Annotated in this window: 11 protein-coding genes; 4 read left to right on the top strand and 7 right to left on the bottom strand. The window is 71.7% G+C overall.

Annotated elements, in window-relative coordinates; translation table 11 throughout:
- The first annotated feature begins 64 nt into the window (after positions 1-64).
- Positions 65-1,159 (top strand): M48 family metalloprotease, encoded by a 1,095-nt coding sequence (locus tag WME79_RS21420; RefSeq protein WP_437538493.1) that lies wholly within the window; start codon positions 65-67, stop codon positions 1,157-1,159.
- A gap of 116 nt (positions 1,160-1,275) precedes the next feature.
- Entirely contained in the window at positions 1,276-1,605 is a 330-nt protein-coding gene (locus WME79_RS21415; RefSeq protein WP_437538492.1) for an FKBP-type peptidyl-prolyl cis-trans isomerase, read from the top strand.
- Between the two features lie 108 nt (positions 1,606-1,713).
- On the opposite strand, the gene WME79_RS21410 is transcribed toward WME79_RS21415, so the two are convergent.
- The gene (locus tag WME79_RS21410; protein WP_437538491.1) at positions 1,714-2,928 is read right to left on the bottom strand and encodes a Stp1/IreP family PP2C-type Ser/Thr phosphatase; all 1,215 of its coding nucleotides are present in this window, start codon (positions 2,926-2,928) and stop codon (positions 1,714-1,716) included.
- Positions 2,929-3,029: 101 nt separating this feature from the next.
- Complete coding sequence (locus WME79_RS21405; RefSeq protein ID WP_437538490.1) at positions 3,030-3,809, bottom strand: hypothetical protein; 780 nt, start codon at positions 3,807-3,809, stop codon at positions 3,030-3,032.
- Between the two features lie 167 nt (positions 3,810-3,976).
- Here WME79_RS21405 and WME79_RS21400 point away from each other — a divergent pair, with 167 nt between their 5' ends.
- Positions 3,977-5,413 (top strand): sigma 54-interacting transcriptional regulator, encoded by a 1,437-nt coding sequence (locus tag WME79_RS21400; protein WP_437538489.1) that lies wholly within the window; start codon positions 3,977-3,979, stop codon positions 5,411-5,413.
- 36 nt (positions 5,414-5,449) lie between these two features.
- On the opposite strand, the gene WME79_RS21395 is transcribed toward WME79_RS21400, so the two are convergent.
- The 3 genes from WME79_RS21395 to WME79_RS21385 all read right to left on the bottom strand — a co-directional run bounded on the left by WME79_RS21395 (position 5,450) and on the right by WME79_RS21385 (position 8,783).
- Positions 5,450-6,817 carry a hypothetical protein gene (locus WME79_RS21395; protein ID WP_437538488.1) on the bottom strand — a complete coding sequence of 456 codons (1,368 nt, stop codon included), beginning with the start codon at positions 6,815-6,817 and terminating at the stop codon, positions 5,450-5,452.
- A gap of 90 nt (positions 6,818-6,907) precedes the next feature.
- Entirely contained in the window at positions 6,908-8,014 is a 1,107-nt protein-coding gene (locus WME79_RS21390) for a hypothetical protein (RefSeq protein WP_437538487.1), read from the bottom strand.
- Between the two features lie 352 nt (positions 8,015-8,366).
- The gene (locus tag WME79_RS21385) at positions 8,367-8,783 is read right to left on the bottom strand and encodes a YbjN domain-containing protein (protein ID WP_437538486.1); all 417 of its coding nucleotides are present in this window, start codon (positions 8,781-8,783) and stop codon (positions 8,367-8,369) included.
- A gap of 213 nt (positions 8,784-8,996) precedes the next feature.
- Here WME79_RS21385 and WME79_RS21380 point away from each other — a divergent pair, with 213 nt between their 5' ends.
- Positions 8,997-10,808 carry an N-acetylmuramoyl-L-alanine amidase gene (locus WME79_RS21380; protein ID WP_437538485.1) on the top strand — a complete coding sequence of 604 codons (1,812 nt, stop codon included), beginning with the start codon at positions 8,997-8,999 and terminating at the stop codon, positions 10,806-10,808.
- 40 nt (positions 10,809-10,848) lie between these two features.
- Here WME79_RS21380 and WME79_RS21375 read toward each other — a convergent pair whose 3' ends face one another.
- Both WME79_RS21375 and WME79_RS21370 read right to left on the bottom strand, forming a co-directional pair.
- Complete coding sequence (locus WME79_RS21375; protein WP_437300818.1) at positions 10,849-11,436, bottom strand: response regulator; 588 nt, start codon at positions 11,434-11,436, stop codon at positions 10,849-10,851.
- Positions 11,437-11,439: 3 nt separating this feature from the next.
- Positions 11,440-12,432: an NUDIX hydrolase gene (locus tag WME79_RS21370; RefSeq protein WP_437538484.1), complete on the bottom strand. Its 993-nt coding sequence runs from the start codon at positions 12,430-12,432 to the stop codon at positions 11,440-11,442.
- Positions 12,433-12,750: the final 318 nt, after the last annotated feature.

Raw genomic sequence — 12,750 nt, 5'->3', positions numbered from 1 at the left:
GCGCCGAGATCTTGCGTACGGCGCGGCCAGGTTGACCCCCTCGCCGTGCGCTATGCTCGCGGCGATGAATCTGCTTCGACCGATCGGCGCCCTCGTTCTGGCTCTCGGACTGGTCGCAGGCTGTCAGCGAGGCAGCTCGCGCCGGCCTGCGTCTCAGCCGTCGTACGGCCAGTATCCTCCGTACGGCGCGCCCCAGCAGGGTGCTCCTCCACAGCAGCCCGGGTACCCGCAGCAGCCCGGGTACCCGCAGCAGCCCGGGTACCCGCCGGCGCAGACCGGGCCTGTGCCGGCGCCCACCTTCAATGTGCCCACGATGCCGGGGCTGCCGGTGCTCGGCGATCCCATCAACGACATCAACATCGGCTGGCTCCAGTCCGAGGCCGGCGTCGTCATGGGCGCGTTGATCGGCGCGCTGCCGGCGGGCGCGCAGCAGAAGGTGAGGGGCATCCCGTTCATCGCCGATCCGACGGTGGGCGAGGTGAACGCGTTCGCCGGCTGTGACGACCAGCGGATGCCGTTCATGGCGATCACCGACGGGCTGCTCGAGGTAGAGGCGCAGATCGCGCAGTTCAAGGCGACCGACGAGGTCTTCGGCACGAGGAAGCTCGACGAGTTCCTGCGGATGCTCGCGCAGCGACAGCGGCCTGGGCAGCCGATCATCCGGCCGCCGGCGGGCTTCGTCGATCCGGTGCAGCACACGGACGCGCGCAAGGTCGAGCGGCAGCGCCAGCTCTACGACGAGCAGCTCGCGTTCGTTCTCGGCCACGAGCTCGGCCACCATCACCTCGGGCACACGGGCTGCGCGAACGGGCAGGGGGGGAGCCGGGGCGTCACGCCCGCAGATCTCGGGCGGATGCTGTCGCGCACGCTCCCCATCTTCAACCAGCCGAACGAGATCGCGGCGGACGTGGCGGGCGTGAACAACCTGCTCTCCGCTGGCGCGCGGCAGCAGGGGTACCGCTGGACCGAGGGCGGCGCGATGCTCACGCTCGGCTTCTTCGCGTCGCTCGATCAGCTCACGCCGGCCACGATCATCTTTGCCTTCGAGCAGACGCACCCTCACCCGCTGCTGCGGCAGCCCGTCGTCCAGCAGACCGCCAACACCTGGCGGATGACCGGAGGCGCGCCCGTGTTCACGTTCCCTGGTTTCGGCGGCTGAGCCACGATTTCCCGAGCGTCTTTGCGCTCGCGGGCGCTCGTCCGGAGAGCTCATCTGCTGCTTCGGCTTGACGCGACCGTGCAGCGCTCCTCCCATCGCGCCGAAAGGAGTCGACCATGCAAGCAGAGCTCGGGATCGAGGACCTCAAGGAAGGCACAGGCGCCGAGGCGAAGCACGGCCAGCTCGTGACGGTGCACTACGTCGGCACGCTGACCAACGGCAACAAGTTCGACAGCTCGCGCGACCGCGGCCAGGGCTTCTCGTTCAAGCTGGGGGCCGGGCAGGTGATCAAGGGATGGGATCAGGGGGTCGCCGGCATGAAGATCGGCGGCCTCCGCAAGCTGACGATCCCGCCGGAGCTCGGCTACGGCGCTCGCGGCTTCCCGCCCGTGATCCCGCCGAACTCGACCCTCGTCTTCGAGGTCGAGCTGCTCGCGGTCAAGTGATCTGCCGCGTTGGCCCCGCGGCGTCGGCCGCTGCTCGCGACCGGCGCTCGGGGCGGCGCGCAAGTCGACGCCGACGGCGCGCCGCGCATCGCGCGCCCGCGGCGCTGCTCACGGCTTGATGGCGGCGCCACACTCGACGCAGAACCGGTTGCCGATGAAGAGCTCGTGCTTGCAGTGCGCGCACCGCGCGACCCGCACCTCGGTCTGGCGCTTCGCGGGCTTCGATGAAGGGGCTTCCTTCACGGGAGGCCTCGCCGCCGTCGTGACCGCGGTGTAGCGGCCGGAGCCAGCGGCCGCCCGGGAGCGCCGATCCGTGAACGGCGCGGCGGCCATGCGCGACACCGTACCTGGCGCGCTGTGGGCCTGGCTCCGCAGGCCGCTGTCCGCGATGGAGTGGACCTGCTGGGCCGCGATGCGCTCGCTGTCTGACGAGGCGGCCGCGTCGAGATCGACCTCCTCGACCGGGAGCTGTGCCTCGTGGACCACCGCGGGCGGAAGCGCGTCGCCGAACTCATCGACGTGGAGGGGCCGGGTGTCGTCGAGCTCGGCGCTGTTCGGTTGCCGCTCGTCCTGCGCGTCGAGCTGGATGCGGACGATCAGCGCCGAGATGTTGTCGGTCCCGCCCGCCTCGTTGGCCATCTCGATGAGGAGCTCGCAGGCCTCGTGCGGATCCTGGGTGATGTCGAACACATCGAGCATCTGCTGCTCCGAGATCATCCCGCTCAACCCGTCCGAGCAAAGCAGGAAGGCGTCGCCGGGCTGGGTCTGCTCCGAGCGGATGTCGACCTTCACGGCGTCCTTCATGCCGAGCGCGCGTGTGATGATGTTCTTCGGGAGCCTCGCCAGCTCGTCCTGGCTCAGGTCGGGCTTGAGCGCGAGGGCGTCGTTGATGAGCGAGTGGTCCTTCGTGAGCTGCTCGATCTCGCCGTGTCGGATCCGGTAGCAACGGCTGTCGCCGACGTGCCCGACGTGGATCTGCTCCGTTTCGCACGACACGTAGGCGGCGACCACCGTCGAGCCCATGCCCTGGTGCTGGGTGTAGGTGTTCGAGATGACGAACACATCGTGGTTCGCCTTGCGGATCGCCGCGACGATGCGCCGTGCTTCCGGATCGAGCTCCTGCTCGTCGGCGGGGACGGGGCCTGGCAGGCTGCCGGCACGGGTCGCCTCGAAGAAGTTGTCGAGCGATTTGGTCGCGAGCGCGCTGGCGACGTTGCCCGCGTTGTGCCCGCCCATGCCGTCCGCCACGACGAAGAGGCCGAGCTCGGACTTCACGAGGACGTTGTCCTCGTTGTGCTTTCGCTGGCGACCTACGTCGGTCACGGCAGCCGCGACGGGTCGGGTGCGGCTGCTCGTCCTGAACTCGCCCATTCGCGGCAGATTATACCTGCCCCTCGCTCTGGACCGCCCACATTCCGGCTGCTTTAGCGGCGGGCTGCTCCCTGGGAGCCGGTCGCCTGAGCGGCGATCCTCGGTGATGTACCGGCCGAGGCTGCCGGTGGTCGCGTGCCCCGGGGTAGGGGATCCAGCGCGAGGCGCACACCGAACTGGAAGAATCCGTAAGCCGTGGGGTCGGAACCCTCGTCAGGGCGCGAGAGGTAGGTGCCGGCGTCGAGCTCGGCGAACACACCGACGCCGAGGATCGGCGCCGGGTAGAAGTCGGCGCCCAGCGCGACGCGGGCGACATCGAGACCGTGGAACACATGATCGGTCTCGATTGAACCGGCCGCGGAGGCCTCCGGCCACGTGAAGACCGCTCGCCGGTACCCCACGCCGTAGCTGATCCAGGGGTCGACCGCGATCCCCTGGGCGACGTGGTAGACGAACCCCAGACCCAGGTCGAGGCTTCGGCCGGAGCAGTCGCTGCAGCCTGCCGCTGCCGGGAGCAGGGTGTAGGAGCCGCTTGCTTCCAGGACGGTCACGCGGCTCAAGCCGATGCCGAGGTTGGCGCCGAAGGCGAGCCCGCCCGAGACCGTGTCGGTGACCGGTTGACCGGCGGCCACGCCGCCGAAGGGCTGGCTGAACCCGGCCCGTCCCTGGAGCAGGAGGTGTCCGCTTCGCTCGTCGGGCCCGGCGGGGCGCTTCACCCCGGCTTCCGGCCCGGCCTCCTCTTCTTCCTCGGCTGCGGCCGTCGTCTGATCTGCGGGCTGGGCGAGGGCCTGGTTGGCCGAGAGCACCCAGCCCGCTGCCGCCACGCCGAGCATGGGCGCGGTCCACCTTGTCGAGCGCGATCTCACGAACGGCCTCTAGAACAGCGCGGTCCAGAGCGCAAAGGGGGCGCGTGCCGATGAGCAGGAATGTCGCCCGGGCGGCGCGGGCGACGCAACTCGACGCAACTGCGCCACGCGTCCCGACGACAGATCTCCTGGACATGGACAACGCACCGATCCGCAGCGACCACGACAGCCCTTCCAGACCCCTCACCTCTGCGCACCGCGATATGGCGTCCGCGCCGCCCGCGGCGCCGGCCGCACCCCTCATGGCATTGCCGGGAGCGCCCGGCGATCGATCGGACCCTGGCGTACGCGGCGGCGATTCCTTCTCGACCCGGGACGTCACGCTCGAGCTCGTGGACGATAGCGACGCGCTCGCCACGGTGTGGCTCCGCTGCGAGCACCCCGGAGGAGGCGCTCCGGTGCGCATCGCCGTCGCGCCGGGGGCCGAGCTCATCCTGGGCAGCGCTCCGGCTGCGGACGTGAGGCTCGACGATGCCGCGGTGAGCGCCAGGCACTGCCGCGTCGCGCACCGCGGCGCATCGATCGAGGTGACGGACCTCGGCTCTCGCAACGGCGTTCGCGTCGGCGGCGTCCGCGTGCGGCAGGCGATGCTCGTTCCTGGCGGCTGCTTCGAGATCGGTCGCACGGCGATGTGCGTCGAGGCGGCTCGAAAAGTGCCGGTGATCGAGGAGGATGGGCCGCCGCTCCCCGGGCTCATCGGCCGCTCGCGGCCCATGCGGCAGCTCGCCGCGACGGTGCGGCGGGTTGCGCCGCTGCAGCTCCCCGTGCTGCTGCGCGGCGAGTCGGGTACGGGCAAGGACGTCGTGGCCCGGGCGATCCACGCGGAGAGCACCCGGGCCGACCGGCCGTTCGTGGTCCTCAACGCCGCGACGATCCTGCGGGAGCTCGCGGAGTCCGAGCTGTTCGGCCACCGTCGGGGCGCGTTCACCGGCGCGGTTCGGGAGCGTCAGGGGGCGTTCGTCGAGGCCAACCAGGGGACGCTCTTCCTCGACGAGATCGCGGCGCTCTCGCTGGAAGTCCAGGCGAAGCTGCTGCGCGTCGTGGAGGAGGGGATGGTCCGCCCGCTGGGCGCGGAGAGGGCGACGCAGGTCAACGTGCGGCTCGTCGTCGCCACCTGCGAGCCCCTGGAGACCCTCGTCAGTGAGCGTCGCTTCCGCGCCGATCTCTACGAGCGCCTGGCGGTGTGCCGTATCCAGCTCCCCGCGCTGCGCGATCGGCCCGACGATATCCCGCTCCTGGCCGAGCACCTCTTGGCGAGGTCCGAGATTGGCCGGCGCCAGCTGTCCCCTGGGGCGCTCGCCGCGCTGAGGGCGCACCGCTGGCAAGGCAACGTCCGCGAGCTGCGGAACGTGCTCATTCAAGCCGCGCTCCGCGCGCACGGCCGTGTGCTGCCCGAGCACATCACGGCGGTCCTCGCCGATCGCGAGCCCCCGGTCCGCCGGAAGATCACGCCCGCCGATGCGCTCCGCGCCTTCGAGGAGGTGGGCGGCAACGTCAGCGCCGCGGCGCGGCTTGCGGATGTCCCGCGCTCGACAATGCGGGATCTGCTCCGTGTCGCGAGGGAGACGTGAGCTCGGGCCGCGGCGCGCGCGTACCGGACTGCAGCGCTAGAAGGCGCCTGCGACGCTGAGCGTGGCTTGACCGGGCGCCACGAACGGCGCGATCGCGGTGATGCGCGGTCCGTCGGCCGCGGTCTGCTGCTTCTGCGGGTACCAATCGATCATGGCGTAGGTCGCGGTGCCGACGACCCCGACGCCGAAGAGGACCCACCCTGTGATTGCCCAAGGGACCGCGCCGTCAAAGCGGTCGAGCTTCTCGCGCAGCTTTCCGCACGCGTTCCTGAAGTCGGGGAGGTCGCCCGACGGATCTTCGCGCGCTCCACAGGGCTGAGACCTGCGGTTCGCGGGGATCGCGCTCTGGTGACCCGCGACGTACGTCTCGATCTGCTGCCCGATGTCGTCGGCGCTGCTGCGTGCGTCCACCGTGATGGCCGAGCCGACGATCCCCATGACCAGGCCGACGCCGGCGACGCCGGTCCCCGCCCAGGCGAGCGGCTTGCGAGCGTACCAGTGGAAGAACGGCTCGCGTCCGCCAGAGGCCTGCGCTGGGCCCATCGAGCCCATCGTGCTGCTCGTGGAGACGCTGAAGCCGCCGGAGCCCGTCGGCGCTGCTGGTGATGGTGAGGGGCTCGGTGCGCCTGCGCCAGGAGGCGTCGCGCCGGGAGCGGGCGCGCCCGGCGCCGGCTGCGCGATGTTCGTCGCTGGAGGCTGTGCCGGCGGTGTCGGCACGGCAGCCGGGGGGGCTGAGGTGGGCGCACCGGTCGGCGTCGCCGGGGTTGGCGCGCCGACAGGCGGCGTCGCGGGCGTCGCACCGGTCGTTCCCAGGGTGAGCGTCGCGGGCGTCGCTGTGCCGACCTTCGCGTCCACCTGGGTGGTCGCGGATCGGTCCAGGTAGGTCGCGAACAAGGTGTGCTTGCCGGGCGTCACGAACACCGGATCGAGCAGCGGCGCCTTGCCGATGAGGACGCCGTCCACGCTGATGTCCGCGCCATTCGCGTCGGCCGTCACGACGAGGAAGCCGGTCTTCCGCTTCACATCGGCGATCGCCTTCTCCGCTGCGGCACGCTGCTCCGGGGTCGCCGCGGCGTGCTCGCGCAGGAACTGCTGCAGATGCTTGCCGGCGTCTTCGAGGTGATTGGAGCGAAGCTCGCTCTGTCCGAGGTTGAGGAGCACGGCCGGGTGTCGCTTGAGCGCGTAGACCTGAAGGAAGGCGGTGCGTGCCTCCTCGAACCGACCGCCGTCGTACGCCTTGACCCCTTCCTCGTAGCGCTGGCGCGCGACCTCGGTCACGGGATCGGACGGTTGCGCGAAGCTCAGCGGTTCGCTGAAGAGAGAAGGGGGGAGCCCGGCCTCGGTGAGCACGGCGGGAGCGATCAGCGAGAGCAGGAGGACTGGGGCGCAGGCGCGTGTTTTCATGGCTCCTCAGATCGGGCTTCGCCTCGTCGGCGCCCGCGAAACGTAACGATTGCAGCAGGCCTCGCTGCCGAGGCGAGAAAGAGGTGCGCTTCAGAACGGCGCATCGCGGATGATGCCGCCGCCCTTGCTGCCTCCGGGCGAGCTCGTGCCGCGCTGCGCCGGTGCTGGAGGCGCAGGCCTCTGTGCAGGGGGCGCCGCCTTCGGCCTGGTCGCTGGTACCGCGGGCGTCGCTGCGCTCCCGGTGGAAGCGGGCGCCGCGGCAGAAGCGGGCGCCGTGGCTGCAGGAGGCGTCGCTACAGAGGCAGACGGCGTCGCGGTGGCAGATGTTGTCGCCGCGGGAGCCGGAGGCGGCGCCAGCGCTGAGGCGCTCGGCGCCGGCGAGGCGCCGTCGTCCGCACCCGCGGCGGCGGTCGACGCACCGGGAGGCGCCTGCGAGGCGGCGGGGGGCGTGGTCGCTGCGGCGGGGGTCTCCGCTACCGACGACGCCGCCGGGGGCCCGGGATCCTCTCCGGCGTCGTCTTGACGCAAGGTGCGAACAACGACGAGCAGCAACGCCACGCCCGCGAGGGCGAGCACGATCCGCAGCGCCGTCTTGTTCGGCGTGGACACGGGGAGCTCGATCGGATCGTGGTCTTCCGTGCGGACGCCGGACGCGGCCACGGTATCCGCGCTCTCCCTGGCCGGCTGCGCCGCGCGGGAGCCCCTGCGCGCCGGCCGCGCCGACGGCGGTTCATTCTCCGGGGGCGGGGCGGGGGACCGGTCCACCCGCGGCTGTGGCTCAGCGGCGTGCGCGCCGGACGCGGCGTCCGGCGCGGCCGGCGACGCGCCCGCCTCTGCCGGCTCACCCATTCCTGCCTGCGTTTTCCCGGCTGGCGCAGGGGGCTGATCCCGCGTCACGGCGCCGCCCTCGAGCGCGATCGGGGCGCCCGCGTCGGCGGCGCCGCCGCCTGTCCGGGCGTCGATGAGCGGCTGAGGCGCGGGGCTGGCCTGATCACCGGCCCCCGCCGCGCCCGCGTCGCGGGACGTGGCCCCCGCCGCGGGCGGCCCCGGCGGGTCGTCACCGATGGCGATGGTCGGGACCCCCTCGATCACGGTGTCGGACACGCCGGCCGCGCCGGCTGGGGGGGCTTCGAGCACGCGCGTCGTGGGCGCCGCAGGTGCAGCAGGAGAAGGCGCCACCGCCGGTCCAGGCTTCACCGCCGGCGCTTCGGCGGGGGCGGCCGCCTGGGCTTCCGACGATTTCGCAGTGGATGCGCCGGGCTCCTGAGCAACGGCGCCGCCGCGCGGGTCGCCTCGGGCGCCCGACAGCTCGTCGAACCCCTCCCAGGATGGCCGGATCGACGCTGCGATCCGCTCCGCCTCCTCGGCAGAGAGGGAGCGCTCACCAGGTTCCGCGGTCGTCGGTTGCTCCCCCGCAGTCATCGCGGTGAGGAACTTACCACCCGCGTCTGCTGCACCGCAATCTCGCGACGGATCGGCGCATCACGGGCTGCCGCGCACGGCGGGAACGCGCGCCCCCCTGGCGCCCCTGGAAACTACCGCCAACGGCTCACCCGCCGCGCACCTCGCGCAGCAGCGCGTCATCCCAAGTGTCGGCGACCTGGCTCACCGTCGTGACGATATCCTCGAACTCTTCGTACTCGAGCGCGCTGAGGCGCCGCAGACAGCGCACCACCACCTCGTTGCGCGATTTGTCGATCGCGAAGGCTGCGTCGGAGGTGGTGATGAAGCTGAGCTCCAGGAGACGCCGGTAGAAGGCCTCGCGCCCGCTCAGGGGGACGGCCATGATGGGAGAGAAGACCATCAGGACGCCCTGAGCCTCCAGCACGTTGACGCCGATCGTCGCGCTCCCGTGCTGAAGCTGCGCGTATCCCGTCTCGTCGAGCGTGCTGGCGCCAGCCCCGCTCGGCGATCTGGCCCCGCCCTGAGAGCTCGCGTTGTACCGGGCGAGATACGCGTTGACCATGCTCGTCGCGTCGGCAAACCTCTCCCCCGACGCGCGGTCCGCGTAGAGGGGTCCTGTGGATGAAGTGGGCGTGAGGTCGGGCACGTGAAACCTCCTGGACGCATCGCCAGTCGCTCGGCGCGCGGGGCTGAACTGGCGAGCCGACAGCACACCAGCCCGGCGCCGTTGCATCGTAGCGCCCCGGCGTTCGCGGCGATCGCGCTTTTTGCAGTGGTGACGCACGCCACCGTCGGATGCAGCGCGGAGGGCAGCGCGCCGGCTGCGCCCGCCGGCATCTCCGACGAGGAGCGCGCCGCCGCGCTGCTCGATCCGGCTGCGCTCCTACCCCCCCGCGCCGAGACGGTCGCCCTCGCCGATGCCGTCGCCATCGCGTCATCGCGGGCCGGGGCGCCGGCGCAGGCGGCCTCGCTCGCGGAGCTGGCCGGCGATCTTCGAGTGCGGCTCTTCCGCCTCGATCAGGCGGTCACCGACGCGCGCGAGGCGATGGAGCTCTACGGCGCTGCGGCGACGGCCTTCCGCGCCTCGGCCGATCCGGCCCACGTCGAGCGCGCGTGCCAGGCCGAGCGCCGCCGCGCGCTGCTGGCCGGCGAGCTCGCTCACGACGCGGCCGTCGCGTACCGCGAGCTCTACCTGGTCTCGCGGCGCTACGCGGCCCTCGCCCCGCCCGCGCCGTCCGGCGGCGGGCCGCGCTCGCAGTGCCTGGGCGCGCTCGCGCTCGCGCTCGCGCAAGCCGCTGCCTACCGGCCCAGCGGGGATGCGCTGCGCGCGCTGGAGCAGGAGGGACACCGCGTCGAGGGCGTCGCGCTCGCGCTCGCATCGGGGCCCGCGCCGGGCTCCTCCGCCGCGCCCGCGAGCTCCGCGGGCGCAGCGCCGGTGCAGGTGACGACCGCCGAAGCCACCGGCGACGTCGTCGTCGCCCCCCGGGCGCCGGCCGCGCCCACCGGCCCGGTGAAGATCACCTCGATCGAGCGACACGGCTCGGACAAAGGGGCGCGCGTCGTGGTCGAGCTCTCCGCGCCGACGACGTTCGACGTCGGCACGCTCGCGGCGGACCAGAGCGCCGGCAAGGACGCGCGCGTGTTCGTCGACATCGCGAGGGCGACGTCGCGCGGTATCGCGCGGGAGATCGAGGTCGGCGGCGTCCTGCGGCGGGTGCGCGTCGGCGTCCAGCCGGATGGAACGCGCGTCGTCCTCGATCTCGCCGCCAACCTGCACCGCCGGATCTTCTACCTCCCCGATCCGTTCCGGATCGTCGTCGACGTGAGCACCCGCGCTCCGTTGCGCGACGACAAGGACAACCCCGGCGGCGCGCGGGAGGTCCGGCGCGTCGCGATCGACCCGGGGCACGGCGGCAACGACACCGGCGCCGTCGGCCCCACCGGGTTGAAGGAGAAGGACGTGACGCTCGACGTCGCCCACCGCGTCGCCCCGCTCCTCGCGCGCGAGCTCAAGATCGAGACGCTCCTCACGCGGGACAGCGACACCTACGTCCCGCTGGAGCTCCGCACCGCGCGGGCGAACGCGTTCCACGCCGACCTGTTCGTCTCGATCCACTGCAACGCGAGCGAGAACGGCCGCGCTCGTGGGGTGCAGACGTTCTCGCTCGCGGCCCCTCACGACGGCGAGGCGACGTCGGCGCAGCTCGCGGCGCGCGAGAACGCCGCCCGCGCCGAGCGGGGAGGGCAGGGCGTGGACCCAGGTGATCCCGGCGCCCGCCTCGAGGTGGCGGCGATCCTGTCGAACCTCAACGTCGGCGACATGGCGGCCCGCTCGCGCCACTTCGCCGAGCTCCTCCAGCGGTCGTCGCTCGCCTCGCTCTCGCCTCGCTACCCCGACACGAAGGATCAGGGCGTCAGAGGCGCGGGCTTCTTCGTCCTCGCGGGCGCCGACATGCCGGCCGCGCTGTTCGAGACCGCGTTCATCTCGAACCCCGAGGACGAGGCTCGCCTCGCGACCGCCGACTTCCGGCAGAAGATGGCGGACGCCATCGTGAACGCGATCCGCGCCTACCGCGAGGGCAAGTGAGGGGCGCCGCTGGCCTGCGCGGGCGTCGCCCGCGCAGGCGTCACCCTCGCTCGAGGCCCATGAGCCGCTCGAGCGAGTCGCGCAGCTCGCTGGCCTCGCCCTTCTTGATGAAGTCGTAGGCGCCGGCCTCGGTCGCGTTCTTCTTCATGTCCTCGTGGTTCGAGTACACGATGCAGCGGATGTGCGAGGTTGCGTCGATGGAGCGGAGCCGCTCCAGGCAGCGCACGCCGTCGAGGCCCGGCATCATGATGTCCAGGATGAGCGCGTCGGGCTGGAGGTTGCCCACCGCGACGAGCGCGTCGAACGGATCCTGGAACGTCGTCAGGTCGAACCTCCGCGACAGCGTCTTGCGGAGCGCGGCGAGGACGGAGGGATCGTCGTCGACCACGACGACCTTCGGCTTGCCCATCCGGAGGATCTCCGGGATCGGGTAGCCGTACTTTCGGAGGAAATCGAGCACGTCCAGCCGCCGGAAGCGGAGGTGCCGTCCGGGCGTGCGGAAGTGGCGGATCTCCCCCTTGTCCGCCCAATTGTGGATGGTTTTGAGGTCCACCTGACAGAAGCGCGCGACGTCGCTCGCGGTGAACAGCTCGGGCTGCGTCGTGTTCTCTTTCGGGTTCGTTTCCATGGCTCACTCCTCGAGATCAGGCGTCGCCGGCACGGAGGGGGCATTCGTCTGGGGGGTGTCGAAGCTGGTCGGCACGGGTGGATCTGGCTCTCGTTCCTGTTTGATGTGGATCAGGGATCCATGTGCGCAGCATTCTTCGGCGACGAAGCGCCCGTTGCGCAGGACATAACGGGTCGGACCCTCGGTGCGCCGATCGCGGGCCTCGTGCGAAGGGTCGCCTGGCAGCGCCAGGTAGGGCGGCTCGGCCCCATCGCCCGGGACGAAGCGCGGACAGATCGGCAAGAGCGACTGGCGTTCCGCGAGCGCCACAGCGCTGCGCACGTCCACGACCGCGGCGAGCAGCTCGAGCGTGCGTGAAGTCGGCGGAGCGAGAAGGATCTCCCCACGCGCGGCGCGCTCCAGGATCTCGGACGGCGCTGCCCAGAAGCTCATCGTCGTCTCGTGCCCGTCGTGCCGCCCGATCTGGCCTGGCGGTAGCGGTAGCAGGAAGAAGCGCGCGTCGAAGCGCCGCGCCTCGGCGACAGGCGTGATCCACCGCGCCCACGGGACGAGCGCCGCGAGGGCGAGCTTCAGGCCTCGCCGCGCGAGGACCGCATCGAGCGGCGCCCCGGCGGCGAGCTCCCGCCCCACCGCGTCGACTTCGTCGCCGGACAGCGGCAGATCGGTCGGCAGGATGGACCCCTCCTCCAGCGTCTCGCGGCACGCGGCCACGCACAGCGCTCGCGTCGGCGTCTCGCCCGTCGCGAACGCAGCGGCGCGCGCCGGTGGCTCGGTCGCCCGATCCCTCCAGACTTCCGCGCCGTCCTGCGCGTCCACCTTCCCACCAGGGAACACCACGGCGCCCCCCATGAAGCTCGAGCTCGCGTGGCGGCGAACGCAGAACACCTCGATTCCAGCACGACCGTCACGGAGGACGATCACCGTGGAGGCATCGCGGGGACGGACAGGGGTTCGGTTCTGATCGAAATCCAGCAATATGGGATAAATTTGTTCCACGTGAGCTGCCTTTCGTCAAACCGTCCGCTGCGTCTCATTTCCGGCGTGCTCTGTGGTGAGCATGCGGGTTTGAGGCCAAGTCCGCCGCCTTTTCCGGCGGCTCGGGGACTTCCCGCAGATGCTTTCCACGCTGTCCCGACAACCGATGCCGACTGATGCCGCAGCGTCCGGTCGGTCGCGGGCTTGATGGCGACCGATGGCGAATCGAGAGGCGTCGGCCGCGATGAGATCGGGCGATCTCTGCCTGCGACGGAGGCGTCGTTGACGGGCTCGGCTCCCACGCCTAGAATCCCGCGCCTCGCAATTTCGGGGGGCTGT

It is taken from the genome of Sorangium sp. So ce726 (assembly GCF_051521405.1).
GTDB lineage: Bacteria > Myxococcota_A > Polyangia > Polyangiales > Polyangiaceae > Sorangium.
Note: the sequence above shows the minus strand (reverse complement) of the source record. Positions and strands in the feature narration are given on the sequence as shown.